Source organism: Xanthobacter sp. ZOL 2024 (assembly GCF_052932325.1).
Genome location: NZ_CM128808.1, coordinates 1,917,172 through 1,942,050, shown reverse-complemented (window position 1 = coordinate 1,942,050; position 24,879 = coordinate 1,917,172). Strand labels below are relative to the sequence as shown.

General features: G+C 67.2%; 29 protein-coding genes. 15 read left to right on the top strand and 14 right to left on the bottom strand.

Going from position 1 to position 24,879, the window contains the following annotated elements:
- Nucleotide 1 precedes the first annotated feature (1 nt).
- The 7 genes from ACU4E7_RS09065 to ACU4E7_RS09035 all read right to left on the bottom strand — a co-directional run bounded on the left by ACU4E7_RS09065 (nt 2) and on the right by ACU4E7_RS09035 (nt 4,460).
- Complete coding sequence (locus tag ACU4E7_RS09065) at nt 2-463, bottom strand: MaoC family dehydratase (protein WP_238122070.1); 462 nt, start codon at nt 461-463, stop codon at nt 2-4.
- Nucleotides 460-924, bottom strand: a complete 465-nt coding sequence (locus ACU4E7_RS09060; RefSeq protein ID WP_238122071.1) for a MaoC family dehydratase — start codon at nt 922-924, stop codon at nt 460-462. Before ACU4E7_RS09060 ends, ACU4E7_RS09065 begins: the two co-directional genes overlap by 4 nt.
- A gap of 64 nt (nt 925-988) precedes the next feature.
- Nucleotides 989-1,477, bottom strand: coding sequence for a dehydratase (locus ACU4E7_RS09055; protein ID WP_447021311.1), 489 nt, complete (start codon nt 1,475-1,477; stop codon nt 989-991).
- Nucleotides 1,477-2,574, bottom strand: a complete 1,098-nt coding sequence (gene ychF, locus ACU4E7_RS09050; protein ID WP_238122073.1) for a redox-regulated ATPase YchF — start codon at nt 2,572-2,574, stop codon at nt 1,477-1,479. Before ychF ends, ACU4E7_RS09055 begins: the two co-directional genes overlap by 1 nt.
- A 188-nt stretch (nt 2,575-2,762) precedes the next feature.
- Complete coding sequence (pth, locus tag ACU4E7_RS09045; RefSeq protein WP_238122074.1) at nt 2,763-3,371, bottom strand: aminoacyl-tRNA hydrolase; 609 nt, start codon at nt 3,369-3,371, stop codon at nt 2,763-2,765.
- A gap of 141 nt (nt 3,372-3,512) precedes the next feature.
- Nucleotides 3,513-4,130, bottom strand: a complete 618-nt coding sequence (locus ACU4E7_RS09040) for a 50S ribosomal protein L25/general stress protein Ctc (protein ID WP_238122075.1) — start codon at nt 4,128-4,130, stop codon at nt 3,513-3,515.
- A 204-nt stretch (nt 4,131-4,334) separates the two neighbouring features.
- The gene (locus tag ACU4E7_RS09035; protein WP_273546258.1) at nt 4,335-4,460 is read right to left on the bottom strand and encodes a hypothetical protein; all 126 of its coding nucleotides are present in this window, start codon (nt 4,458-4,460) and stop codon (nt 4,335-4,337) included.
- A 274-nt stretch (nt 4,461-4,734) separates the two neighbouring features.
- Here ACU4E7_RS09035 and ACU4E7_RS09030 point away from each other — a divergent pair, with 274 nt between their 5' ends.
- A complete protein-coding gene (locus tag ACU4E7_RS09030; RefSeq protein ID WP_238122076.1) occupies nt 4,735-5,568 on the top strand; it encodes a universal stress protein in 834 nt (277 codons plus the stop codon).
- Between the two features lie 36 nt (nt 5,569-5,604).
- Here ACU4E7_RS09030 and ACU4E7_RS09025 read toward each other — a convergent pair whose 3' ends face one another.
- Complete coding sequence (locus tag ACU4E7_RS09025; RefSeq protein ID WP_447021310.1) at nt 5,605-6,300, bottom strand: TetR/AcrR family transcriptional regulator; 696 nt, start codon at nt 6,298-6,300, stop codon at nt 5,605-5,607.
- A gap of 260 nt (nt 6,301-6,560) precedes the next feature.
- On the opposite strand from ACU4E7_RS09025, the gene ACU4E7_RS09020 reads away from it, so the two are divergent.
- The 9 genes from ACU4E7_RS09020 (at nt 6,561) to cynS (ending at nt 14,888) form a co-directional block, all read left to right on the top strand.
- The gene (locus ACU4E7_RS09020; protein WP_238122078.1) at nt 6,561-7,133 is read left to right on the top strand and encodes an OsmC family protein; all 573 of its coding nucleotides are present in this window, start codon (nt 6,561-6,563) and stop codon (nt 7,131-7,133) included.
- Between the two features lie 74 nt (nt 7,134-7,207).
- Nucleotides 7,208-8,329 (top strand): acyl-CoA dehydrogenase family protein, encoded by a 1,122-nt coding sequence (locus tag ACU4E7_RS09015; protein WP_447021309.1) that lies wholly within the window; start codon nt 7,208-7,210, stop codon nt 8,327-8,329.
- Nucleotides 8,330-8,425: 96 nt separating this feature from the next.
- Complete coding sequence (locus ACU4E7_RS09010) at nt 8,426-9,289, top strand: sulfurtransferase (protein WP_447021308.1); 864 nt, start codon at nt 8,426-8,428, stop codon at nt 9,287-9,289.
- A gap of 14 nt (nt 9,290-9,303) precedes the next feature.
- Entirely contained in the window at nt 9,304-9,918 is a 615-nt protein-coding gene (locus ACU4E7_RS09005; protein ID WP_238122081.1) for a 2-hydroxychromene-2-carboxylate isomerase, read from the top strand.
- Nucleotides 9,915-11,111: an NAD(P)/FAD-dependent oxidoreductase gene (locus ACU4E7_RS09000; RefSeq protein ID WP_238122082.1), complete on the top strand. Its 1,197-nt coding sequence runs from the start codon at nt 9,915-9,917 to the stop codon at nt 11,109-11,111. Before ACU4E7_RS09005 ends, ACU4E7_RS09000 begins: the two co-directional genes overlap by 4 nt.
- 91 nt (nt 11,112-11,202) lie before the next feature.
- Nucleotides 11,203-12,570, top strand: coding sequence for a CmpA/NrtA family ABC transporter substrate-binding protein (locus ACU4E7_RS08995; RefSeq protein ID WP_238122083.1), 1,368 nt, complete (start codon nt 11,203-11,205; stop codon nt 12,568-12,570).
- A gap of 3 nt (nt 12,571-12,573) precedes the next feature.
- Nucleotides 12,574-13,413 carry a nitrate ABC transporter permease gene (gene ntrB, locus ACU4E7_RS08990; protein ID WP_238122084.1) on the top strand — a complete coding sequence of 280 codons (840 nt, stop codon included), beginning with the start codon at nt 12,574-12,576 and terminating at the stop codon, nt 13,411-13,413.
- Between the two features lie 5 nt (nt 13,414-13,418).
- The gene (locus ACU4E7_RS08985; RefSeq protein ID WP_447021307.1) at nt 13,419-14,330 is read left to right on the top strand and encodes an ABC transporter ATP-binding protein; all 912 of its coding nucleotides are present in this window, start codon (nt 13,419-13,421) and stop codon (nt 14,328-14,330) included.
- 75 nt (nt 14,331-14,405) lie between these two features.
- Nucleotides 14,406-14,888 carry a cyanase gene (cynS, locus tag ACU4E7_RS08980; protein ID WP_447021306.1) on the top strand — a complete coding sequence of 161 codons (483 nt, stop codon included), beginning with the start codon at nt 14,406-14,408 and terminating at the stop codon, nt 14,886-14,888.
- Between the two features lie 45 nt (nt 14,889-14,933).
- Here the strand turns inward: cynS and ACU4E7_RS08975 are convergent, their stop codons facing one another.
- The 5 genes from ACU4E7_RS08975 to ACU4E7_RS08955 all read right to left on the bottom strand — a co-directional run bounded on the left by ACU4E7_RS08975 (nt 14,934) and on the right by ACU4E7_RS08955 (nt 18,387).
- Nucleotides 14,934-15,443, bottom strand: coding sequence for an RNA pyrophosphohydrolase (locus tag ACU4E7_RS08975; protein WP_447021305.1), 510 nt, complete (start codon nt 15,441-15,443; stop codon nt 14,934-14,936).
- A 135-nt stretch (nt 15,444-15,578) separates the two neighbouring features.
- Nucleotides 15,579-16,214, bottom strand: a complete 636-nt coding sequence (locus ACU4E7_RS08970) for a GNAT family N-acetyltransferase (protein ID WP_447021304.1) — start codon at nt 16,212-16,214, stop codon at nt 15,579-15,581.
- Between the two features lie 183 nt (nt 16,215-16,397).
- Nucleotides 16,398-16,670: a 50S ribosomal protein L27 gene (gene rpmA / locus ACU4E7_RS08965; RefSeq protein ID WP_238122089.1), complete on the bottom strand. Its 273-nt coding sequence runs from the start codon at nt 16,668-16,670 to the stop codon at nt 16,398-16,400.
- A 20-nt stretch (nt 16,671-16,690) separates the two neighbouring features.
- Nucleotides 16,691-17,065 (bottom strand): 50S ribosomal protein L21, encoded by a 375-nt coding sequence (gene rplU, locus ACU4E7_RS08960; protein ID WP_238122090.1) that lies wholly within the window; start codon nt 17,063-17,065, stop codon nt 16,691-16,693.
- 227 nt (nt 17,066-17,292) lie between these two features.
- Entirely contained in the window at nt 17,293-18,387 is a 1,095-nt protein-coding gene (locus tag ACU4E7_RS08955) for a linear amide C-N hydrolase (protein ID WP_238122091.1), read from the bottom strand.
- Nucleotides 18,388-18,693: 306 nt separating this feature from the next.
- On the opposite strand from ACU4E7_RS08955, the gene ACU4E7_RS08950 reads away from it, so the two are divergent.
- Nucleotides 18,694-19,089, top strand: a complete 396-nt coding sequence (locus ACU4E7_RS08950) for an acyl-CoA thioesterase (RefSeq protein ID WP_238122092.1) — start codon at nt 18,694-18,696, stop codon at nt 19,087-19,089.
- Nucleotides 19,090-19,111: 22 nt separating this feature from the next.
- Here ACU4E7_RS08950 and ACU4E7_RS08945 read toward each other — a convergent pair whose 3' ends face one another.
- Nucleotides 19,112-20,113 (bottom strand): aldo/keto reductase, encoded by a 1,002-nt coding sequence (locus ACU4E7_RS08945; protein WP_447021303.1) that lies wholly within the window; start codon nt 20,111-20,113, stop codon nt 19,112-19,114.
- Between the two features lie 170 nt (nt 20,114-20,283).
- Between ACU4E7_RS08945 and ACU4E7_RS08940 the strand changes: the two genes are divergently transcribed.
- The 4 genes from ACU4E7_RS08940 (at nt 20,284) to ACU4E7_RS08925 (ending at nt 24,657) form a co-directional block, all read left to right on the top strand.
- On the top strand, nt 20,284-20,895 hold the full coding sequence (locus ACU4E7_RS08940) for a TetR/AcrR family transcriptional regulator (protein ID WP_447021302.1): 612 nt from the start codon (nt 20,284-20,286) through the stop codon (nt 20,893-20,895).
- Nucleotides 20,896-21,028: 133 nt separating this feature from the next.
- On the top strand, nt 21,029-21,451 hold the full coding sequence (gene ndk, locus ACU4E7_RS08935) for a nucleoside-diphosphate kinase (RefSeq protein ID WP_238122095.1): 423 nt from the start codon (nt 21,029-21,031) through the stop codon (nt 21,449-21,451).
- A gap of 268 nt (nt 21,452-21,719) precedes the next feature.
- On the top strand, nt 21,720-22,451 hold the full coding sequence (locus ACU4E7_RS08930) for a TerC family protein (protein WP_447021301.1): 732 nt from the start codon (nt 21,720-21,722) through the stop codon (nt 22,449-22,451).
- A 70-nt stretch (nt 22,452-22,521) separates the two neighbouring features.
- Nucleotides 22,522-24,657 carry a molybdopterin-containing oxidoreductase family protein gene (locus tag ACU4E7_RS08925; RefSeq protein ID WP_447021300.1) on the top strand — a complete coding sequence of 712 codons (2,136 nt, stop codon included), beginning with the start codon at nt 22,522-22,524 and terminating at the stop codon, nt 24,655-24,657.
- The last annotated feature ends 222 nt before the right edge of the window (nt 24,658-24,879 follow it).

Below are 24,879 nucleotides of genomic sequence, written 5' to 3'. Positions count from 1 at the left end.
CTCAGGGCCGCCGGCGCATCATCACCGCGCCCTCGAAATCAAACACCAGCTCGCCATGCTGGTTGGTGCCGGTATTGTGGGACCGCACCACGCCCCACTCGGGCTTGTTGCGGCTCACGGATTTCTCCGTCACCTCGGTGACATAGGTGATGGTGTCCCCCGCATAGACCGGCTTCAGCCAGCGCATGTTGCGAAAGCCTGGTGAGGCGCCGGCGGCGCGGATCGGCTTGTCGGTGGCGTTGCTGCGGTTCTGATAGGCCATCAGGCACTTCATCCAGGTGGCCGCGGTGTGCCAGCCAGAGGCGCACAAAGCACCGAAGTGAGAGCGCTTGGCGGCCTCCTCGTCCACATGGAACGGCTGCGGATCGAACTTTTCCGCAAAGGCGATGATCTCCTCGCGGGTGAAGGTGTAGCTGCCCAGCTCCGCGGTGCTGCCGATCTCGACGTCCTCATAATAGGTCATGCGAGGCGAGCTCCCGGGTTGCGGCGTTCGATCATGACGATGGCGACCTGGTTGATCACGGCCGCCTTGTCCGGCCGCACCAGCTCGAAGCGGAAGGTCACCAGCCCCATTTCCGGGCGGCTCTTGGAGGTGCGCGCCTCGATCACCGTGCGTCGCAGGGTGAGGGTGTCGCCGGGGCGGACCGGGGCGAGCCACGAATTCTCGGTGATGCCGGGCGAGCCCATGGAGGCGGTGCGCAGCAGGAAGCTGTCGCAGATGAGCCGCATCATGATCGCGCAGGTGTGCCAGCCGGAGGCGGCCAGCCCACCGAGGATGGAGGCGGCGCCGGCGGCGGCGTCCAGATGCATGGGCTGGGGGTCGAACTCCCGGGCGAACGCCACGATCTCCTCTTCGGTGACCGTGTGGGAGCCGAAGGTCTTCACCTCTCCCGGAACAAAATCCTCGAAAAAGAAATCCGGCAACACCCACCCTCCTCATTTGCGCCGATCCAAGGGGAGGATGACGCAAACGTCAAGGCACGCGGTGTCAGGGTTCCGAGATTTCCGCCGAAACCATTGGCGCCAAATGGGAAAGGGTAAAGCTCATGACGAGCTGCCCGGCCTCGGTGCGGGCGCTGTTGCAGCGGCGCAGGATCTGCCAGCCCGGCCGGCTGCCACTGGCGCGCGCCTCCTCCACGTGCGTGAAGAACACGAGGCGCGTGCCCGCCGGCACCGGCTCCAACCATTTGAGGTCCTTCAGGCCGAATCCCACTCCCACCGGCGAGATCACCGCCGGATGGTCACCCGGCAGCGCCTCCGCTTCCGCCCCCTCATGGCTGCGGACGAAGAAGCCCATCCAGGCGCACACCACATGCCAGCCGGAGGCGACCGGCGCGCCCGCGTTGTGTGGGCCGGCCAGATGCGCGGGCTGGGGATCGAACGCCGCCGCAAAGCGAGTGATCTCGGCTGCGGTAAAGGTGAGGCGGCCGATCTCCCGCGCCTCCGCGACGGGAGCGGGAGCGGACGGCGCCGCCATCAGTTGGCGAAGCGGAAGTGCAGCACGTCGCCATCGGCGACCGTGTAATCCTTGCCTTCCAGCCGGAAGCGCCCCGCCTCGCGAGCCCCGGCCTCACCCCTGAACTTCACATAGTCCTCATAGGCGACGGTCTCGGCGCGGATGAAGCCCTTCTCGAAATCCGTGTGGATCACGCCTGCCGCCGCCGGCGCCTTGGTGCCCTTGGTGATGGTCCAGGCGCGGGCCTCCTTCGGCCCCACGGTGAAATAGGTGATGAGGTTCAGAAGATCGTAGCCGGCGCGGATGACCCGGTTGAGGCCCGGCTCCTCCAGGTCGATGGCTTCCAGATACTCGGTCTGCTCTTCGGCGGAGAGAACGGCGATCTCGCTCTCGATCTTGGCGGAGACCACCACCGCCTTGGCACCCTCCGCCTTGGCGCGCTCGAACACCTGGGCAGACAAGGCGTTGCCGTCCTTGGCCGAGGCCTCCTCGACATTGCAGACATACAGGACGGGCTTGGCGGTCATCAGCCCCAGCTGGCTGAACAGCCGCTCTTCTTCCGGCTTCACCTCGGCCATGCGCGCGGGCTTGCCGTCTCGCAGCTGGACCAAAGCGCGGTTGACGAGGTCCAGGGTCTCCTTGGCCTCCTTGTCGGCGCCCTTGGCCTTCTTCTCCAGCGTCTGCAGGCGCTTTTCGAGGCTCTCGAGATCGGCCAGCATCAGCTCGGTCTCGATGGTCTCGATGTCGTCGATGGGCGAGACCTTGCCTTCGACATGGGTCACGTCGCCATCCTCGAAGCAACGCACCACATGGGCAATGGCATCGCATTCGCGGATGTTGGCCAGGAACTGGTTGCCCAGTCCCTCGCCCTTGGAAGCCCCGCGCACCAGGCCGGCGATGTCCACAAAGGTGAGGCGGGTGGGCAGGATCTGCCCCGAGCCGGCGATCTCGGCCAGGGTATCGAGACGCGGATCGGGCACCGCCACGTCACCCACGTTGGGCTCGATGGTGCAGAAGGGGTAATTGGCCGCCTGGGCCGCCGCGGTCTGGGTGAGCGCGTTGAACAGGGTCGACTTGCCCACATTCGGCAGACCGACGATACCGCATTTGAAGCCCATGGATCAGCTCCCGAACTGGTCGCGCCGCCATGGAGGGGGCGCCCATGCGCCGCCGGTTCCAAGCGACAAAGGTGAGGCGGCGCCTGGAGCGGCGCGCCGGAAAAATCGTGTCGCCGCTCTTAACGCGGAATCGCTGGAAGCCAAGCCCACACGTGGGCGCACCCCCACTTTCGTGCGGAAAAGGCGGTTCAGCCCTTCTCGCCCACCCGCTTCTGGTCGCCGAAGCCCTGGGCCTCCAGGAACAGGTGCACCCGGTTATGGAACTCGTCGGAACGGCCGGTTACCAGGAGGTCGGCGAAATCGGCGCAGGCATCGCACACGGCATCGAGCCAGCCCTTCTCGGACTTGGCGAAATCGCCGAGCACATACGGCATCACCATGGCCTTGTCGCCGGGATGGCCAATGCCGAGCCGCACCCGCCAATAGTCATTGCCGCACTGGGCGGTGATGGACCGCAGGCCGTTGTGGCCGGCATTGCCGCCGCCCTTCTTGATGCGCACCTTGGCGGGCGGCAGATCGAGCTCGTCGTGAAAGACGACCACGTGATCGAGCGGGATCTTGAAGAAGCGCATGGCCTCGCCGACGGCGCGGCCGCTCTCGTTCATATAGGTCTCGGGGAATAGGGCCAGCACCTTCTCGCCGGCGATCTCCCCTTCCGCCACCTGCCCCTGGAAACGCTTGCGCAGCGGGCCCAGCCGGTGGCGACGACAGATGGCGTCGAGGGCCATGAAGCCGATGTTGTGCCGGTTGCCGGCATATTTCGGGCCCGGATTGCCAAGCCCCGCGAGCAGATACATGGGACACCTCCGGCTGCGCCGCGCATCGGGCCGCCCCCCCCCCGACAGGCCCCCCAACAAGGGCGCGGCGGCGAAATGCGATGAGACCCGCCCGGGCGGGCCCGGGCGGGTCTCATTACTCAACACGATCCGGCCGTCGGATCAGGCCTTGGGCTCTTCCGCGGCGGCGGCCGGGGCTTCAGCCGGCTCGGGGGCCACGGTCGGAGCCATCACGGTGGCCAGGGTGTCGTCGCCATGGCCGGCCCAGGTCACGCCGGTGGGCAGCGCCACCTTGGAGAGGTGGAAGATGTCGCCGAAATCGGCGCCGGTCAGGTCCACCACCACGGCCTCGGGAATGGCATCGGCCGGGCATTCCAGCTCGACGGAATGGGCCACCACGTTGAGGGTGCCGCCCGCCTTGATGGCCGGGGAGGCCTCCTGCTTCACGAAGTGCACCGGCACGTCCACGGTGATCTTGGCGCCCTGGGACACGCGCAGGAAATCCACGTGCAGGGGGAAGTCCTTCACCGGGTCCATCTGGTAGTCGCGCGGGATCACGCGGTGCTTGGTGCCGTCCACATCCACCTCGAACAGGGTAGTGAGGAAGTGGCCGGCATAGATGGCCTTGTTCACTTCGATGAAGTTCAGCGAAATCGTGATCGGGTCCTGCTTCTCACCGTAGATCACGGCGGGCACCCGTCCGGCGCGGCGTTCGGCACGAGCGGCCCCCTTGCCGGCCCGCGCACGCGCCACAGCCTTCAGTTCCTTGATGGCGGTCATGGCACTCATCCTGAATTGTGTGTTCAGAAACAGCTGGGTTCAGAACACTTGGGTTCAAAACACCTGCGCCGCCGGGCAGCCACAGGTTTCGCGGCGCGGCACGCCTCCAGGGGGGCGCATGCCGTTCGCGAAGGCGCGCTTATAGCGGCGGGACGCCGCAAATGCAACGCCGGCGCGCCTTTGAGCCCGGATCCGGTCGGGCCGTTAGCGCGGCGTCTGGGTCTGACAGGCGCCGGGGCGGCTCTGCCCGAACCAATTGCCACACTTGTCGCAGGCGCTCAGCGACATGGCGAAGCCGGCGACCACCATGAGACGAACCAGATTGCGCATGACGCCTCCTCGCGCCGACGGCGATATCGCCGCGCTTCATCCCCGCCCCGGGGCGATGGGACGAAGGCGACCATAGCCGCTTCTCGGCGCCGCGGAAGGGGGGTGATCACCGGAGATCCGGAGAGCGCCGACATGCCGCAACGGAATGCGCGCAAGTCCGCCTATGCTGCGAAGCGCATTTTCGCGTTTCAACCAACAGGGAAAATGCTCTAGAGCCTGAACCTGCGCTCCGCCCGCGGAGCCGCCTGCCATCTTGCGCACGGAAGGAGACCCTATGCTCAAGCGCATTCTGCTGTTGCTCGGAGATTCGGCGGCATCGGCGTCGGCGCGGGCTTATGCCTTCCAGCTCGCCCAGGAGACGGGCGCGGGACTGGCCGGTCTCGCCGGCATTGATCTGGCGGCCCTGGCGGTGACCAGCCTCGGCCGCGCCGGCGCGGGGGGCCTCAAGGTCCGCCTGGAACGGGATCTGCGCGCCCAGGCGGAGGATCAGCAGCATCGGCTGCGCGCCGGCTATCAGCAGGCCTGCGCGGATCACGGCGTGCCGTTCGAGTGGCTGGCGTTCGAGGGCGCGCCCCTGGCGGCGCTGCAACAGGCCTCGGAAACGCGCGACCTTCTGGTGACCGGCTGCGACACCGGATTTCAGGGCGGCGTCGAGGTGCCGTTGCCGGACCTCCTGGCTCGCCTGCTCGCGCTCACGCCGCGTCCCTGCGTGGTTTGTGGAGAGGAGCCGCCGCACGGGGGTGACGTACTGGTCGCCTATGACGGCAGTGTGCCGGCCATGCGGTCGGTCCAGATGTTCGCTCTCATCGGCCTCGCCACCGGCCGCAAGGTCCGGGTGATCTCCGTGGACCCGTCCCAGGAAGAGGCCGCGCGCCGCGCCAGCGCCGCGGTCAGCTATCTGGAGAGCCACGGCTACCAGGCCGAGGCCATGCCCATCACCTCGCGCATCTCCCCCCCGGACGTGCTGCGGCTCGAGACGGCAAACGTGAAGGCCAGCCTCTTGGTGATGGGCTCCTACGGCCATCGCGGCCTGAAGGAGCTGCTGTTCGGCTCCACCACCCACAAGCTGGTGGAAAATCCGCCCGCAGCCCTGTTCGTCTACCACTGACGCACCTGCCACTGACGCACCTGCGCCGGGCGGCGCTCAGGCCGCCGCGGCGCAGCGGTCGCGCAGCAAAAGGTCGGCGCTCTGGCCGGCCAGCAGCGCCACATTGGCATCCTTGGTGATCATGGCGGCGACGATGGCGCCGTCGATCAGCAGCCCCAGCTGGTGGGCAAGGCCATGGGCATCGCGCGCCCCCGCCTCGTCCGCCAGCGTGGTCAGCGTATCGAGCACCACTTTCTTGTGGTTGAGGGCGATCTGGCGCATGCGGTCGTCCCGCTTGTCGGTCTCCGCCACCGCATTGATGAACGGGCAGCCGAAGAAGGCGTCGTCAGTGAACCACTGGCGCAGCACCGGAAAGATGCGGCGCAGGCGGGCCATGGGTGTTGCCTCACCCTTGAGCAGCTCGCCAATGAACCAGTCACGCCAAGCCGCTCCTTCCCGCTCCAGCACCGCCTCCACCAGCCGCTCCTTGGAGCCGAAGGTCTTATAAAGCGTCGCCTTGGCGGTGGCCGCCTCCGCCACCACCGCATCCACCCCCACCGCGGTGATGCCGTATTGGCAGAACAGTCGGGTCGCGGCATCGATGATGCGGTCTCGCGCCTTGGGTTCCGCCCCCTCCACCACCGGCGCCGGCGCGTGGGAAAAGCCGGGCGATGCGGCGCGGACCTGCACCGGAGGGCAGCTCACGTCGCTGTCGGCCGCCGTTGCGGCCATGCTCTTGGTCTTGCGCGCCATCGTCGTCTTCGCTCTCCCCCGATGCAATGCGTGCACCGAGCCTCATCAGTGTGCCGCATTTGCAGGCAAAAAGACAGACCTGTCTGACTACATCAAGCAGGGATCGTGCCGGCCCCGCACCGGAACCCTGGCGGCGGAACATAGGCGATTCCTCGCTTTTTCGCGATTACGCGAGAATCCGCGCCCCCTTCTTCTCCCTTGGCACAGCTTCTGCATAAGACAGACCGGTCTGTCTCCATAGGCGCACCAAGGAGAGTGAAATGTCTTCATCCGCCCCCAACACCGTGCTCACCGGCTGCCTTGCGCCGGAAGCCGCCACGGGCTGCCTCGCCCCCATCGACAAGGACGGGCTCGACAAGCTGATCGCCGCCGGCAAGGCCGACCCCAAGGTCATCAAGACCCTGAAGTGCAAGACGGTGGCCGAGGGTCGCTTCCGCCACGCCAACTACATCCGCTCGCTGCCGCCCTACATCGTCGACGAGCCCCCGGGCCTTCTGGGCGACGACACCGCCCCGAACCCGTCCGAGGCCTCCCTCGCCGCGCTCGGCTCCTGCCTCGCGGTGGGCCTGCACGCCAATGCCGTCCATCGCGGCTGGACCGTCCGCAAGCTGGAGCTGCAGCTGGAAGGTGATCTGAACATCACCGCCGTCTGGGGCACCGGCGACGTCAGCGACAAGCCGGTGGGCTTCACCGACGTGCGGGTGAAGGTGGAGATGGAGTGCGACGGCGTGCCGAAGGAAGAGATCGACGCCCTCGTCGCCCATGTGAAGAAGTGGTCGCCGGTGGCCAACACCTTCGTGCGCCCGGTGAACCTGGAAGTCGGCCTGGGCTGAGCCCGGCCTTCGACGACGCTCCCAGCGCCCGGCGTGAGGCCGGGCGCGCTCCCTTCCCGCTTTCGAGGACCGCCATGCTCGTCGCGACCGCTCCCACGGCTGAAGCTGCTTCCCCCGCATCCGCGCCGCCGCCCGAAGCGGTCCTGGCCGAGATCCGCACCATCGCCGGGACGGACCTCGCCACCTGGGCCCGCGCCATCGACGAGGGGGCCTATCCGGCCACGCTGATGCATCGGCTGGGGGATGTGGGCGCCTTCCGCCTGCACGTGAACGAGGGCCATGCGGTCGGCGATGCCATCGAAGGCATGGCGCTGGTGTCCGAGCACTGCGTCTCCACCGGCTTCATGGCCTGGTGCCAGAACACTTTGGCCTGGTATCTCATCAATTCCGAGAATGCGGCCGCCCGGACCAAATATCTCAATGCCGCCGCCAACGGCCAGTTGCTGGGCGGCACGGCTCTGTCCAACCCCATGAAGTCCTTCTTCGGCATCGAGACGCTGAAGCTGAAGGGCACGCGGGTGGCCGGAGGCTACAAGGTCAAGGGCATCCTGCCCTGGGTGTCGAACCTCGGCGCCGACCATGTCTTCGGCGCCATCTTCGCCGTCGAGGGCCGCGACACGCCGGTGATGGCGCTGATCGACTGCGCCGATCCGGCGGTGACCCTGAAGCCCTGCGAGCGCTTCCTGGCCATGGACGGCACCGGCACCTATGGCGTGCAGGTGCGTGACCTGTTCGTACCCGACGAGATGGTGCTGGCGGACGACGCCATGCCGTTCGTCAAGAAGATGCGGGCCGGCTTCATCCTGCTGCAGGCCGGCATGGCAGTGGGCCTGATCCGCGACTGCATCGCGCTGATGCGCGAGGTGGAAGCCCCGCTCGGCCACGTCAACCGCTTCCTGGAGGTGCAGCCCTCGCAGATGGCCGACAGTCTGGCCGGCATCGAGGCCGAGGTGGCAGCGCTGGCCGCAACCCCCTTCGACACTTCCCCCGCCTACTGGCGGCGGGTGGTCGAGGCGCGCCTGCTGGCCGGCGAGGTCAGCGTCCAGGCCGCGCACAACGCCATGCTCCATTGCGGCGCGCGCGGCTATGTGGCCGCCCATCGCTGCCAACGCCGACTGCGCGAGGCCTATTTCGTGGCCATCGTCACCCCTGCCACCAAGCAATTGCGCCTGATGCTGGACGAGATGCCGGCCTGACCCGCCTCCTTCTCAACATCCCAAGACAAGAGGGCATCCATTGCCCCGCGCTTTCTGCCTTCCGCGCCTGTTCGTCTTTCTCGAGAGGGGATCATCATGAGTGAAGTGCTCATTACGCCGTCTGAACTCTCTTCCCTCATCCTCGCCGAACCCACGGTGGTGATCGACACCCGTGATCCCGCCAGCTACGCCGCCGGCCATATTCCCGGCGCGGTGAACCTCAACGAGATCTTCACCTATCTCGCCACTTCCACCCCGGAAGGCTATGCGGAGCTGCGGCAGAAGTTCGCCGAAGCGTTCGGCAAGGCGGGCCTCTCCGGCAACGAAACGGCGGTGATCTACGAACAGTCCATGAATTCGGGCTTCGGTCAGTCGTGCCGCGGCTATTTCCTGCTCACCTTCCTCGGCTATCCCAAGATCAAGGTGCTGCATGGCGGGTTTGCCGCCTGGGCCGCCGCCGGCCTGCCGGTGACCACCGACGTGCCGGCACCCGCCCCCGCCGCCTTCCCCATGGACGAGGCCGCCGGCGCCCTCATCATCGATGCCGCCGCCATGCTGGACGCGGTGTCCGATCCCGCCATCTCCAAGCTCGACGTGCGCGACGTGGACGAGTGGATCGGCGAAAGCTCCTCGCCCTATGGCAAGGACTTCTGCCCCCGCAAGGGTCGCATCCCCGGCGCCGTGTGGATCGAGTGGTACCGCATGATGAAGCCCACCGCCGAGGGGCCGCGCTTCAAATCCGCCCCCGAGATCCTGGCCGAATGCGCCACCGTGGGCATCACCCCGGACACGCCGGTCTATCTCTACTGCTTCAAGGGTGCACGGGCCTCCAACACCTTCCTGGCTCTGAAAGAGGCAGGGGTGAAGGACGTGAAGATGTATTTTGGCTCCTGGAACGAATGGTCGCGCGACCCGGCCCTGCCGATCGAGGAGGGGCACCCGGCCGCGACCGCCAGCTAGAGGAGCAAGACGCCGTGCCCGAGATCATCTGCTATTTCAGCCCGCAATCCGGCTACGCCTATCTGGGGCACGCGCGCCTCGTCGCCATCGCCAGGGCGCATGGCGCCACCATCTCCTGGCGCCCCGTCGACATCCTGCAAGTGTTCGCCGCGGGCGGCTCCACCGCCCCGGCCAAGCAGTCGCCGCAGCGCAACGCCTATCGCAAGCAGGACATCGTCCGCTGGGCCAAGCGCGCCGGCATCCCCATCACCACCGAGCCGGCCTACTGGCCGACCGATACCCTGCCGGCCTGCCGCATGATCGTCGCCGCCCAGCGTGAAGGTCTCGATGTCACCGCCCTCATCGGCGCCTGCCTCGGCGCCGTGTGGGCGCGCGACCTGCAGATCGCCGATCGCGACACCCTGATCCGTCTCGCCAACGAGGTGGGGCTCGATGGCGCCCACCTTGTCAGCCTGTCCGACACCCTCTCGGCAGCCGAGGGCGTGGAGCGCAACACCGCCGAAGCCATCGGCGCCGGCGTGTTCGGCTCCCCCTCCTACGTCGTCGATGGCGAACTCTACTTCGGCCAGGACCGGCTCGACTTTGTCGCTGACAAATTGAAGGCCCTGGCGGCGGGAGGCGCCGCATGAGCGCGCGCATCCACGGCCCCGTGGTGATCGTCGGCGCCGGCCAGGCCGCCGCCCAGGCCATCACCTCGCTCCGCGCCGAGGGCTTCTCCGGCGACATCGTGCTCTTTGGCGACGAGCCCTATCTGCCCTACCAGCGCCCGCCCCTCTCCAAGGCCTATCTGGGGGACGAGCTGAGCGAGGAGCGACTGGAGCTGAAAGCTCCCAAATTCTACGACGACAGCGCCGTCGAGGTGCATCTGAACACCCGCGTCACCCGCCTGCTGCCCGCCGAACATCAGGTGGAGCTGGCCGACGGCAGCCGCCACGCCTATGGCGCCCTGCTCATCGCCACCGGCACCCGGGCCCGCGCCCTGCCGGTGCCGGGGGCGGAACTGGCTGGCGTCTATTCCATCCGCTCCATCGACGATGTGAAGGCGTTCCGCGCCGCCGCCGTGCCGGGGGCGAAGCTCGTCATCATCGGCGGCGGCTATATCGGCCTCGAAGTGGCGGCGAAGGCCCGCAAGCTCGGGCTGGAGGTGACATTGGTGGAAGGCCAGCCCCGGGTGCTGGCCCGGGTGGCCTGCGCCACCATCTCGGACTTCGCCCGCGCCCTGCACGAGGGCCACGGCGTCACTCTCCTCACCGGCATGGGGGTGGCCCGCCTCACCGGCAGCGACCGCGTCAGCAGGGTGGAACTGGCCGATGGCCGCGTGCTGCCGGCGGATCTGGTGCTCTCCGCCGTGGGCGCGGTGCCCAATGCCGAGCTGGCGCAGGCCGCCGGCCTCGCCCTCGACAACGGCGTGAAGGTGGATGCGGCCACCCGCACCAGCGCGCCCGACGTTTACGCCGTGGGCGATGTCGCCTCCTTCCCCAGCGCGCTCTACGGACGGCGCGTGCGCCTTGAATCCGTGCAGAATGCCATCGATCAGGCAAAGGCTGCAGCCAAAGCCATCACCGGGGCGAACGTGGTCTATGACCCGATCCCCTGGTTCTGGTCCGATCAGTATGACGTGAAGCTGCAGATCGCCGGCCTGCTGGACGGCTTCACCCGCACCGAATGTGACGGCGACGTCGCGGCCGCCCGCTTCTGTGTGCGCTATTTCCACGGCGAGCGGCTGATTGCCGTCTGTTCGGTGAACGATCCGAAAAGCCACATGCTGGCCCGCCGCGCCCTGGCGGCGCCGGAGCCGCAGCCCGCCCCCTCCCCTGGATAATCTCACCCAAGGTCAGTCTTGGCATGCTCGTTGCGGAGCGTGCTGCGCGTGACACGCCTCTTCCTCTGCCCGGTGTCAAGGAGATCCGCCGATGTCAATGTTCTCGAACCCGTTCTCAACGAAGTCGAAGCTGTCCCGGCGGTGTGCCTGCGGGCAGCATGAGAACGAGGATGCCCATCGCGCGGCGGAGCGGGCCGCGGCCCTCGATGACGAGAGCCGCTACAAGGAGGTGGTCGCCTCCGGCCTCATGCGCGCCCTGTTCCCCAATGACCTGAAGCGGCGCGCCTTTCTGAAGGCGGTGGGCGCCTCCACGGCGGCCGCGGCGCTCGGCACCTTCTTCCCCCTGGATACGGCCACCGAGGCCTTCGCCGCCACCGGCAAGCCGGAGAAGACCGACCTCAAGGTGGGCTTCATCCCCATCACCTGCGCCACCCCCATCATCATGGCCCACCCCATGGGCTTCTATAAGAAGCACGGACTCAACGTGGACGTGGTGAAGACCGCCGGCTGGGCGGTGGTGCGCGACAAGACCATCAACAAGGAATACGACGCCGCCCACATGCTGGCGCCCATGCCGCTCGCCATCTCCCAGGGCATCGGCTCCAACCCTATTCCGTTCGTCACCGCCGCCATCGAGAACATCAACGGCCAGTCTTTCACCCTTGGCATCAAGCACAAGGACAAGATGGACGTGAAGTCTTGGAAGGGCCTCAAGTTCGCCATTCCCTACGACTTCTCCATGCACAACTATCTGTTGCGCTATCTGTTGGCGGAAAACGGCATCGACCCCGACAACGACGTGCAGCTGCGCGTGGTGCCGCCGCCGGAAATGGTGGCGAACCTGCGAGCCGAGAATATCGACGGCTTCCTGGCCCCCGGCAATGTCGCCCAACGCGCCGTTTATGATGGCGTGGGCTTCATCCATTCCCTGTCGAAGTCCATGTGGGACGGACACCCGTGCTGCGCCTTCGCCGCCAGCCGCGAATTCATCACCACCATGCCGAATACTTATGCGGCGCTGCTCCGGGCCATTGTCGATGCCACCGGCTATGCCTCCAAGGCGGAGAACCGCAAGGCCATCGCCGAAGCCATCGCCCCGGCGGCCTACCTCAACCAGCCGCCCATCGTGCTGGAGCAGGTGCTGGTGGGCAAGTATGCGAACGGCCTCGGACAGATCAAGGACGACCCGAACCGCATCGATTTCGATCCGTTCCCGTGGGAAAGCTTCGCGGTGTGGATGCTGACCCAGATGAAGCGCTGGGGCCAGGTGAAGGGCGAGGTGGATTACCAGGGCATCGCCAACCAGGTGTTCCTCGCCACCGACGCCGCCAAGGTGATGAAGGAAATGGGCCTCACCCCGCCCGCCACCACCACCAAGAGCTTCTCTGTGATGGGCAAGATGTTCGACCCGGCCAAGCCCGAGGAATACGTCAACTCCTTCGCCATCAAGCGGAGCTGACAGATGAAGAGCCTCGGCGTGCGCGCCGGCATCCTGTCGGTGGTGCTGTTCTTCGCCTTCTGCCTCGTCTGGCAGATCGCCGTCACCCCGAGCGCAAGCTCGGGGCCGGCCCTCGATCCGGAATATGCGAAGCTGATGGGCATCACCACGGCCGGAGCCCAGTCCGCCATGCCGGGGCCCGTGGAGGTGGCCGGCAAGCTGTGGGACGCCCTGAAGGATCCGTTCTACGACAACGGGCCCAACGACAAGGGGCTGGGGCTGCAGCTTGCCTATTCCATCGGCCGCGTCGCCATCGGCTACGGCCTCGCGGTGCTGGTGGCGGTGCCGCTCGGCTTTCTCATCGGCATGTCGGCTCTGGCCTATCGGGCGCTCGATCCGTTCATCCAGGTATTGAAGCCCATCTCACCTTTGGCCTGGATGCCGCTTGCCCTCTACACCATCAAGGATTCCAACCTCTCTGCCATCTTCGTCATCTTCATCTGCTCGGTCTGGCCCATGCTGCTGAACACCGCGTTCGGGGTCGGCGCGGTGCGCAAGGAATGGCTGAACGTCGCCCGCACCCTGGAGGTGGGGCCGTGGCGCCGGGCGTTCACGGTGATCCTGCCGGCGGCGGCGCCCACCATCCTCACCGGCATGCGCATCTCCATCGGCATTGCCTGGCTGGTCATCGTGGCGGCCGAGATGCTCGTGGGCGGCACCGGCATTGGCTATTTCGTGTGGAACGAGTGGAACAACCTTTCCATCGCCAATGTGATCGTCGGCATCCTGATGATCGGCGTGGTGGGCATGGTGCTGGACCTGATCCTGGCGCGCCTCCAGCGGCGCGTGACCTTTCCGGAGTGAGCGCCATGGTCGAACAGAACCCCAAGTTCATCTCCATCGAAGGCATTTCCCGGCGCTATCCCAAGCGCGAAGGCGGCCTCACCACCATCTTCGAGGACCTGTGGCTGCAGGTGGCGCGCGGCGAGTTCGTCTGCATCATCGGCCATTCCGGCTGCGGCAAGACCTCAGTGCTCAACATCCTCTCGGGCCTCGAAGCCCCAACCGATGGCGCGGTGATCGTCGATGGCCAGGCCATCGAGGGGCCGAGCCTCGATCGCGCCGTGATCTTCCAGGGCCACGCGCTGCTGCCCTGGAAGAGCGTGATGGGCAATGTGGGCTATGCGGTCTCCTCACGCTGGCGCAAGGCCGGCAAGGCCGAAGTGGAGGAGCGCGCCCGCCGCTTCATCGATCTCGTCGGCCTCAAGGGCAGCGAGATGAAGAAGCCGGCGGAACTCTCCGGCGGCATGCGCCAGAGGGTGGGAATCGCCCGGGCGCTGTCCATCGAGCCGAAGATCCTGCTCATGGACGAGCCCTTCTCCGCCCTCGATGCCCTAACCCGCGGCACCCTGCAGGACGAGGTGCGGCGCATCTGCACCCGCACCGGCCAGACGGTGGTGATGATCACCCACGATGTGGACGAGGCCATCTACCTCGCCGACAAGATCGTGCTGATGACCAATGGCCCGGAGGCGCAGATCGCCGAGGTGGTGGAGAACCCGCTGCCCAAGGATCGCGCCCGCGACAGCGTCCACCGCGCCGCTGATTACTACCCGCTGCGCAATCACCTGGTGGATTTCCTGGTGAGCCGCAGCCGCACCTTCCGCGATGACGAGCCCGCCGGCTACGACCCGCGCCGCCCGCCCGTGGTGCGGATCGGCACCGGCGCGCCGGCCGCCGACATCGCCCCCGCTCCGACCCTCGCCGCCGGCGCACCATAGCCCAATGGCGCCGGCGGGCGGCGTTGCCTGCCGGCCCTGTCACACCCCACGCAGACAAGACGAGTGGAGACCACGATGAAGCGTGAAGAACTCACCGAGAAGATCCTCGACATCAAGCGCGAGAAGGGCTGGAGCTGGAAATATATCTGCGAGGAGATCGGCGGCATCTCCCCGGTTCTCATCACCGGCGCGCTGCTGGGCCAGATGAAGCTGGTGAAGCCCCTGGCCAAGAAGGCCGCCACCTTGTTCGGCCTCAGCGAGCTGGAAGAAAAGATGCTGAACGAGGTGCCCATGCGCGGCATGCCCATGCCGCCCACCGATCCGCTCATCTATCGCTTCTACGAGCTGATCCTGGTGAACGGCCCGGCGCTCAAGGCGCTGATCGAGGACGAGTTCGGCGACGGCATCATGTCCGCCATCGATTTCGACATGGACATCACCCGCCAGGCCAATGAGAAGGGCGACCGGGTCGGCATCACCATGTCGGGCAAGTTCCTGCCTTACAAATATTACGGCGCCGAGCAGGGCATCCCGTCCCTCGGCTACAAGGAAGACTGAGGCGACGTCCGGAGGGGTTCGGGCCACCCGGCCCCTCCGCACGCGTCAGAGGCCGGCGAAGCGGCGGAAGTTGCGCACCACGTCCTCATAGACCTGCTTCTTGAAGGGGATCACCAGATCCACCACCTCTTCGAGCTCGGCCCAGCGCCAATCCATGAATTCGGGCTTGTGCACGCCGCCGCCGGGGGCGGAGATGTTGATCTCACCATCGGCGCCGGTGAAGCGTAGAGCGAACCACTTCTGGGTCTGACCGCGATACTTGCCCTTCCACGCCTCGCCCGCGATGCGGCCCGGCAGGTCGTAGGTCAGCCAATCCTCCACCTCTGCGAGCTTGGTCACCGAGCGCATGGAGGTTTCTTCATAGAGCTCGCGCAGGGCCGCATCGAACGGCTCCTCGCCCTTGTCGATGCCCCCCTGCGGCAATTGCCAGGAATGGGTCGCGTCCACATGCTCCGGCCCGCCGATGCGACGACCGAGAAAGACTTTTCCCGCCCCGTTGAAGACGCACAGCCCCACGCACGGGCGGTAGGGAAGATCGTGATGGTGCTTGCTCATGGCAAAATCCCGGCGAAGGTGACCGGCGTGTGATGGCCCCTGCCGCGCCGCAGCGCAAGAGGCCGCGGACGCGTCGTCGCCGATCCGGCCCGCGCGCCACCCGCGCACCCGAGCCGGATCATCATCGAGCGGCCCTCAATGGGCGGCGGCGCGCAGATGCGGCAGCACGGTGGAGCCCCAGGCCCGCAGCGAGGCCCAGGTGCGCCGATCGAGCTGGAAGCGATCCACCGGCACCGAGGCGCCAAGCGCGCGCACCTGGCACAGGCCGACGCCGCACCACTGGAAGCCGCACTTCTCCAGCACCCGGCGCGAGGCGGGATTGACCACCCGCGCGGCGCCGGAAAGCACGCCGATGTTGGTTTCAGAAAAGGCATAGTCGATGACGGCCCGGGCCGCCTCGGTGGCCAGGCCCTGGCCCCAATAGGGCTCGCCCACCCAATAGCCGAGCTCCGGCGCCAGCTCCGTGGGGCGACGGCCGAAACCGCACATGCCGATGAACTCGAGCTGGCCCTCGCCGCCCTTCAGCAGCAGCGCAAAAGTGGTGGCATCGGGCGTGGCGCCCAGGGTCTCGACGAAGGCATGAGCATCGGACGGACGATAGGGAAAGGGCAGGTTCGCGGTCATTTCCGCGATCTTGCGGTTGTTGGCGAGCTCCGCGACGGCGTGAACGTCCTCGATGCACGGGGCGCGGAGCACCAGCCGATCGGTTTCGAGGACGGGGATACAGCTCTCCGCGAGCGGCGCTCCAAAGGGCGTTTCAACGACGGTCATGGCGGGCTCCAGTCGGGTGGACAAACGAAAACCGGGAAGACGTCTCGTCTCCCCGGTTCGTTCTGGAGCCCTGTTCTCGCGGCGCCGGATCATTGATCCTTTTGGCGTCTCGGGATCCTGGCTCAGGTTCCCACCGGGTCTACGAGACCGGCGGGATCCTGCATTCTGTCAGGTCTCGCCGTCTTACTCAGCTGCCTCGGCGGCAGCGGGAACGACAGATACGTAGGTGCGATCGTTCGATTTGGTTCGGAACTCGACCTTGCCGGGCACGAGGGCGAACAGGGTGTGATCCTTGCCGATGCCCACATTGGTGCCGGGATGCCACTTGGTGCCGCGCTGGCGCACGATGATGTTGCCCGGAATGACCGCCTGGCCACCGAACTTCTTCACGCCAAGGCGCTTGCTCTCGGAATCGCGACCGTTACGGGACGAGCCGCCTGCCTTTTTATGAGCCATTGTTGCTCTCCTCGTTCAGATCAGGCGCCAGCGGCGGCCTCGGGGGCCGGCGCGCCTTCGGTTTTAGCCTCAGCCTTGACGCTCTCGCCCAGGCCGGAAATCTCGGTGATGCGCACCACGGTGAGGTCGGCGCGGAAGCCCCGCTTGCGGCGCGAATTCTGCCGGCGGCGCTTCTTGAACGCGATGACCTTGTCACCACGGGTCTGCTCGACCACCTCGCCGGTCACCACGGCGCCATTCACATGGGGAGCACCCACGGCGGTGACCTTGCCACCCAGCATCAGCACCGGGAAGGTGAACACGGCACCCACCTCGGCGTCGAGGTGATCGATGGTGATCTCATCGGCGGCGGCAACGCGATACTGCTTGCCGTTTGCCTTAATGACCGCGAACATTCTGTCTCGCTTTCGTGTTCCGCCACGCCTCTCTTGCGGCTTCCGGAGAAGACGGAAGAGGGTGGGCTTCTTTCGGTCGGGTTGGAATGCGGACGCAAGCGCCCGCGCGAAGTCGGTTCGATACAGGAAGCCGGGGGCCGAAGTCAATGTCCGCGGGCGGGCGGCTTCCCGTCGTGCCATGCGCCACGTTTATGGTGCGGTGCCACAGCGACAGCCCCTGGCGGGGCCTATTTGACGTTCACTTTCATGAAGGTGAACGGGGTCGCCGGTGCGAACAGCTTGGCCGCATTGCCGGAATAGACCCTGCCGCCGGTGAGGGTAAGGGTCTTCACCGGTGCGCCCGGCTTCAGGTCCAGATCGCTCAGCGGCACCCAGAAGGTGTTGGGGCTGGTGGCGGAATCGAAGAAATAGACCTTGTTCTTCTGGTCGCTCACCGTCCGCCAGAGGGTGGAGGCGATGTTCGGGGAGCCCGGCTCGATGAAGCCCAGCGGCACGCTCACCGCCCGCATGACGCTCGCCACCGACGCCACCGCCTGATTGTCATAGGTCTGGTCCGGCACGGCGGTGATGATGGCCGGTTCGGCCTTGGTGGGCAGGGATTTGATGAGGAAGCTCGCCCGCGCGAACCGGTCCGCCGCCCGGAAGGTGCCGGGCAGGAACACGGTGCCGCCGATGGCCGCCCAATAGGCGTTGAGGGCGAGCTGTTGATCGTAGGACGGCGAATTGGTCATCACCTGATACTGCCGGCCGTGGTGGATCACCAGCTTGCCGTCCAGATACTCGAAGATGGCGCTGTCGCCGCTGGAATCGGAAATGGCGAGGTGCAGCTGGGCGGCACGGCCATTGGGCAACTCCGCCGTGGCAACCACGAACGGCTCCTTCTCCAGCACCTTCACCGCTTCATCCACGGTGGCGAAATTGTCGAGCACATATTGGGCCCACAGGGCCATGGAGAGGGTCGGCCGGCCGTTGGGCGCGGGATATTGGGATTCGGCGAGATAGAGCAGGTTGGCCACCAGCCCCTTCTCGTTCATGCCGTCGGCGGTGCCCACGTCATAGCCGGAGGCGATGACACTGCCGTATTTGGAGACCCATTTCGGCGTGTTGGCCCCGGCCGCGCCATCGCGGCTGATGCCGGCGGGAAATGCCCAGAGATTGGTGCGCATGTCTTCCGCCCAGTCCATGGACCGGCCGGTCACCACCACATTGTCACCGCCGAGATAGGTGGCGCGGGTGCAGGCCTGCGCCGGCGCGGCGGCGATGAGGGCCACGGCACAGCCGGCAGCGATGCGACGGAACAGGGACGGGTGAAGGGTGCGCATGAAACCTCTCCGGCGATGACAGAGCCGTTGTTGCCGGCGCCGCGGCATGGGCGCGACGCTCATGCCATCATTCCAATGGAGAAATTTCAAGAAAGAGATACCGGCTCCGCCCACACAGCCAGGCGGAGCCGGTGATCCATGCCCTGTCTGCCCCGAAAAGACATGGACAAGCAGAAAAGAGCACGGCTTCGCCCCCATTTCTCTGAGCTGGATCAAATTTGGATGTATCCAACCTGAAATTTGTCTAATCGAGGGGCGCGCCCCGGCGGGGCCCGGAGTGACCGGCCGGGGCGCTGGAGAGGGTAGATGTACGACAAGGAATCCAAGATGCCGGCGGGCGCCCCCGTCATCCGCACCATCGCCATGCCGGCGGACACCAACCCGAGCGGCGATATTTTCGGTGGCTGGCTGATGTCGCAGATGGATCTGGCCGCCGGCAACGTCGCCGCGCGCCGGTCGCGCGGTCGTGCCGCCACGGTGGCGGTGGAAGCCATGAGCTTCCTGTCGCCGGTGGTGGTGGGAGACGAGGTGAGCCTGTTCGGCCACCTGGTGAAGTCCGGCCGCAGCTCCATGCGCATCGAGGTGGAAGCCTGGCGCCGGGCCCGCGACAGCGAGGAAACCACCAAGGTGACCGAAGCCGTGTTCACCTTCGTGGCCATCGACGAAACAGGTCGCCCCCGCCCGCTGCCGCCGGAGGAATGACCTCCGACGGCCGAACGGGAGCCTAGAGGCCAAGCCCGGCCATGGCCGGCGCCGCATAGCGGGTGCCGGCCACCGCCGCCGGCGCAAACAGGCCGTCGAGGGTGGCGAGCTCCGCCGGCGTGAGGCGGATGAAGGTCGCGGCCACGTTCTCCGTGAGGTACTTAATCCGCCGCGTGCCCGGAATGGGGATGACGTGCTCCTGCTTGTTCAGGATCCACGCCAAGGCGATCTGGGCGTTGGTCGCCCCCTTGGCGGAGGCGAAATCCGCCAGCGCCTCCACCAGTTTGTGGTTCTGAGCGAAGGCCTCGCCGGAAAAGCGCGGATTGGCACGGCGGAAATCGTCGGAGGCCAGCGCGTCGGGGGAGGAGACCGCCCCGGTCAGGAACGAGCGGCCGAGCGGACTGTAGGCGACGAAGGCGATACCGAGTTCGCGGCAGACCTCCAGCATCTCCTGCTCGGGCTCGCGGCTCCATAGGGAGTATTCGGTCTGCACCGCGGTGATGGGATGCACCTTGTGAGCGCGCCGCAAGGTCTCCACGGAACATTCGGAGAGGCCGAGGAAGCGCACCTTGCCCGCCTCCACCAGCGCCTTCATGGCCCCCACCGTCTCCTCGATGGGCGTGTTGGGGTCCACCCGGTGCTGATAGTAAAGATCGATGGTGTCGATGCCGAGCCGGTCGAGGCTGGCGTCGCAGGCGCTTTTCACATAGTCCGGCGTACCGCAGACACCGAGCCGCTCCCCCTTCGGCCCACGGACATTGCCGAACTTGGTGGCCAGCACCACGCGGTCACGACGGCCCTTGAGGAAGCGCCCGAGCAGACGCTCGTTGGCGCCCACGCCATACATGTCGGCGGTGTCGAAAAAGGTGATGCCGAGATCGAGCGCCGCGGCCAGGGTTTCCAGAGATTGATTGTCGTCGCTGGGGCCGTAGAATTCGGACATGCCCATGCAGCCGAGGCCGATGGCGGACACGGTGACACCCGAGCGACCAAGCGGGCGGTGGTCCAGAGAAGGATGGTCCATGGTGGGACCTCTCGAATGTGGGAAAAGGATGAGTCCGGCGCCGAATGGCGGGGGACTGAAATGTAAACTACACCGTACCGTTTACTTTGTCAATGCCTGAGACCCCTCCTCCCGGCGGAACCGCCGCCCCTTCGCCCGCCAGCCCACCGCCCTGCGCCGACAAGCCGCCGGTGGCCGACAAGCGCGGCGCCGCCGTGCGCATCCGCAAGGCCGCCCGCCTGCTCTTCCTGGAGAAGGGCTACGAAGGCACGTCCATGGATGCGGTGGCGGCGGCCGCACCGGTCTCCAAGCGCACTCTCTATCACCACTTCGCCAGCAAGGCGGATCTGTTCGCCGCCGTCATCGACGAGGCCTGGTCCCATTTCACCCGCGCGCCGGTGCTGCCGGCGGAGGCCGGCGCCAACCCGCGCCAGGAACTTTCCGCTTATGTGGACCGCCTCAAGGCCCATTGGGACCGGCCGGACGTGATTCCCCTGCTGCGGCTGGTGATCGCCGAGGCGCCGCGCTTTCCGGAATTGTCCCGCGCCTATTTCGCCGCCGGCAAGGAACCGGCGGTGAAAGGGCTCGCCACCTATCTGGCCAGCCTGGCCGCCGCCGGCCGGCTCTCGCCGGGCCTCGACCCGACCCTGGCGGCCGCCCAGTTTCTGGGGGCGATCAAGGAACCACTGTTCTGGCCCCGCGTGCTGGGCGTGCCGGTGGCGTTCTGCGCCGATGCGGCGGTCGATCGCGCCATCGGCGCCCTGCTGCGCGACACACCGCCGCCGGAAACGCCCCCGCGCTGAACCGGTCCGCTCCGCCACAGGCAAGGGTGCCCCGCGCCGCCCCAGCTTGCCCCGCACCGGCGCGGCTGCTAAGAGCCGCGCCATCCCGCCCTTGCGCGGCGTTTCATTCCCCAAGCAGAACAGGACGATCCCCATGGCGATCGAGCGCACCTTCTCGATCATCAAGCCCGACGCGACCCGTCGCAATCTCACCGGCGCCGTCAACGCCGTGATCGAGAAGGCCGGCTTGCGCATTGTCGCGCAGAAGCGCGTGCTGATGACCAAGGCCCAGGCCGAGACCTTTTATGCCGTTCACAAGGAGCGGCCCTTCTTCAACGACCTCGTCGCCTTCATGACCTCCGGTCCGGTGGTGGTGCAGGTGCTGGAGGCCGAGGGCGCCATCGCCAAGTATCGCGACGTGATGGGCGCCACCAACCCGGCCAACGCCGCCGACGGCACCATTCGCAAGCTGTTCGCCGAATCCATCGAGGCCAACTCGGCCCATGGCTCCGACAGCGCCGAGAACGCCGCGGTGGAAATCGCCCAGTTCTTCGCCGGCAACGAGATCGTCGGCTGAGGCTGACCCCGGGGCCCGGCGCGTCCGGGCCCCGGCTTACACGCTCCGGCCATCATGCCCACCGGCCCGGCCGACGCCCATCGTGCGGAGCGTGTCGCGGAGCAAAACCGCAACCGTTTGCGCCTGGACGCCACGGGTGCTGCCCCTTAAGACACCTGCCCATGCGGCGGACACGGGCTGCCCCGCCGCCTCAACCTGCGCCCAGCCCTGACCCAATCGCCGGCCGCGCCCCGCGTTTGGAATCATCGCCCACCCGACGGGAACGCCCATGGATTTCACCGCCCCCACCTTCTGGGTCTCGCTGCTCCAGGTGGTCTGGATCGACCTGCTGTTGTCCGGCGACAATGCGGTGGTGATCGCCCTGGCCTGCCGCTCCCTGCCGAAATCCCAGCGCACCTGGGGCATCATTCTGGGCGCCGGCGCCGCCGTGGTGCTGCGCATTCTGTTCGCCCTGGCGGTCTCGCTGCTGCTGGGCATCCCGTTTCTGAAGATCGTGGGCGGCCTGCTGCTGCTGTGGATCGCCCTGAAGCTCGCCACAGATGGTGATGGCGATGCCCATGAGGTGAAGGCGGCGGACACTCTGTTCAAGGCGGTGCGCACCATCGCCATCGCCGATGCGGTGATGAGCCTCGACAATGTGGTGGCCATCGCCGCCGCCTCCCGCGGCCACCCCGAGCTGTTCATCTTCGGCCTGCTGCTCACCATTCCGCTGATCGTGTTCGGCTCGCAGATCCTGCTGCGGCTGCTCACCCGCTTCCCGCTGCTCATCTGGGCGGGCGCGGCGCTGCTCGGCTGGATCGCCGGCGAGATGCTGGTGGGTGATGCTCTGTCCCTGCAGGGCCTGGCCCATCTCGATCCCTCCCTGGTGGCGGTGGACGATCACGGCGCCCATCCCGCCGCTTTGCCCCGCTACCTCGCCTCCACCATCGGCGCGGTGTTCGTCGTGGGCCTCGGGCTCTACCTGCGCCGCCGTGGCGACAAGGCGGAGGCCGAGGCGTAAGCCCCGGCCTGGCCGCCGGGGCCTGCGGAAAGCAGGCGACGGCGGTTTGTCCTTTGTCTAAGGTGCGGGCATGATCAGCCGTGTTGCCCCGCCGGCCCCCGCCGTTTCCCGTCCCGTCCCCTCCCGGCCTCTCGTGCGCGCCTCCGCCTGCCCGCACGACTGCCCCTCCACCTGCGCGCTGGAGGTGGAGATCGAGCCCACAGGCCGCATCGGCCGGGTGCGGGGCGCCCGCGACAACAGCTATACCGCCGGCGTCATCTGCGCCAAGGTCGCCCGCTATGCCGAGCGCGCCAACCATCCCGACCGGCTGCTGACGCCGCTCAAGCGCACCGGGCCCAAGGGCTCAGGCCAGTTCACCCCCATCTCCTGGGACGAGGCCCTCGACCTCGTGGCGGACGGCCTGCTGGCCGCCGAGCGGGCCCACGGCGCCCAATCCATCTGGCCCTATTATTATGCCGGGACCATGGGTCTGGTGATGCGCGACGGCATCAGCCGGCTGACCCATGCCAAGGGCTATTCCCGCTTCTTCTCCACCATCTGCGTAAACCCCGCCTGGAGCGGCTATCTGGCCGGTGCCGGGCGGCTCTCGGGCGCCGATCCGCGGGAGATGGCGCAGGCCGACCTCATCACCCTGTGGGGCACCAACGCCGTGTCCACCCAGGTCAATGTGATGACCCACGCCATCAAGGCCCGCAAGGAGCGCGGCGCCAGGATCGCGGTGGTCGACGTCTACCGCACCCCCACCATGGAGCAGGCGGACATTCCCCTGCTGATCCGCCCCGGCACCGATGGCGCGCTCGCCTGCGCGGTCATGCACGTGCTGTTCCGCGACGACCACGCCGACCGCGCCTATCTCGATGGCTACGCCCGCGACACCGCCGAGCTGGAAGCCCATGTCGCCAGCCGCACCCCGGCGTGGGCGGCGGCCATCACCGGCTTGCCGGAAGCGGAGATCGAGGCCTATGCGGCGCTGGTGGGGGCGACGCCCCGCGCCTTCTTCCGCATCGGCTACGGCGTCTCACGCTCGCGCAACGGGGCGGTGAACATGCACGCGGTGGCCTCCATTCCGGTGGTGACGGGGGCCTGGCAGCAGCTTGGCGGCGGCGCCGTGCACACGCTGTCCGGCATCTACGGCTGGAACAAGACCCTCATCGAGGGCCTGGACGTGCGCGATCCCGCGACCCGCGCCCTGGACCAGTCGCGCATCGGCCCCATCCTCACCGGCGATGCCGAGGCCCTGGGGGCCGGACCGAAGGTGGCGGCGCTGTTCATCCAGAACACCAATCCGGTGGTGGTGGCGCCGGAGCAGGAGAAGGTGCGCGCCGGCTTCGCCCGCGACGACCTGTTCGTGGTGGCCCATGAGCAGTTCATGACCGACACCGCCCGCATGGCCGACATCGTGCTGCCCGCCACCATGTTCACCGAGCATGACGACCTCTATCAGGCCGGCGGGCACCCCCATGTGCTGTTCGGCCCCAAGCTGGTCGAGCCGCCGGGCGCGTGCCGGTCCAACCACGAGGTGGTCTGCGCCCTGGCCGGCCGGCTCGGCGCCCACCATCGGGGCTTCACCCTCAGCCCGCGCGAGATCATCGACGAGACCTTGCGGATGAGCGGCCGCGGCAGCCTCGCAGAGCTGGAGGCAGCGCGCTTCCTTGATGTGCACGAGCCGTTCGAGACCGCCCATTTCCTCGATGGCTTCGGCCATGGCGACAAGCGCTTCCATTTCGCCGCCGACTGGGCCGGCCTGCCGTTCGCGGCGCCGGGCAAGTTCGGCCCGGTGGCGCAGATGCCCGCGTTGCCCGACCATTGGGACGTGATCGAGGAGGCGACATCCGATTACCCGTTCCGCCTCGTCACCGCGCCGGCCCGCAGCTTCCTCAATTCCACCTTCACGGAAACCGCGACCTCGGCGGAGCGGGAAGGCCCGCCGTCGCTGCTGATGCATCCGGACGACGCCGCCATGCTGGGCCTTGCCGCCGGTGATCCGGTGGAGGTGGAGAGCGCCCGCGGCCAGGTGCAGCTTGAACTGCGGCTGTTCGCGGGCGTGCGGCGCGGGGTGGTGGTGTCCGAGCAGATCCAACCCAACCGCGCCCACGCCGGCGGTCGCGGCATCAACACCTTGACCGGCGCCGACCCGGTCGCCCCGGTGGGCGGCGCCGCCTTCCACGACAACCGCGTGCGGGTGCGGCAAAAAGTTAAGAGTTGATTAATATCAATTTATATATTTATGGTTGTAGCTGCCCAGATCATCGGGGGGCCGACCATGTGCCCGCAAGACACCGACGACACCGCAGCCGCGGCCTCCTCCAACCCCACTCCCACGGGCACCGAACCGGGCCCGACACGGGGTGATGCGACCGAGGGATCAAGCGCATCCCCCCCGCCGCGCGGCGACAGGCGCGGGCGTTCGGGACAGCCCCGTGGACGT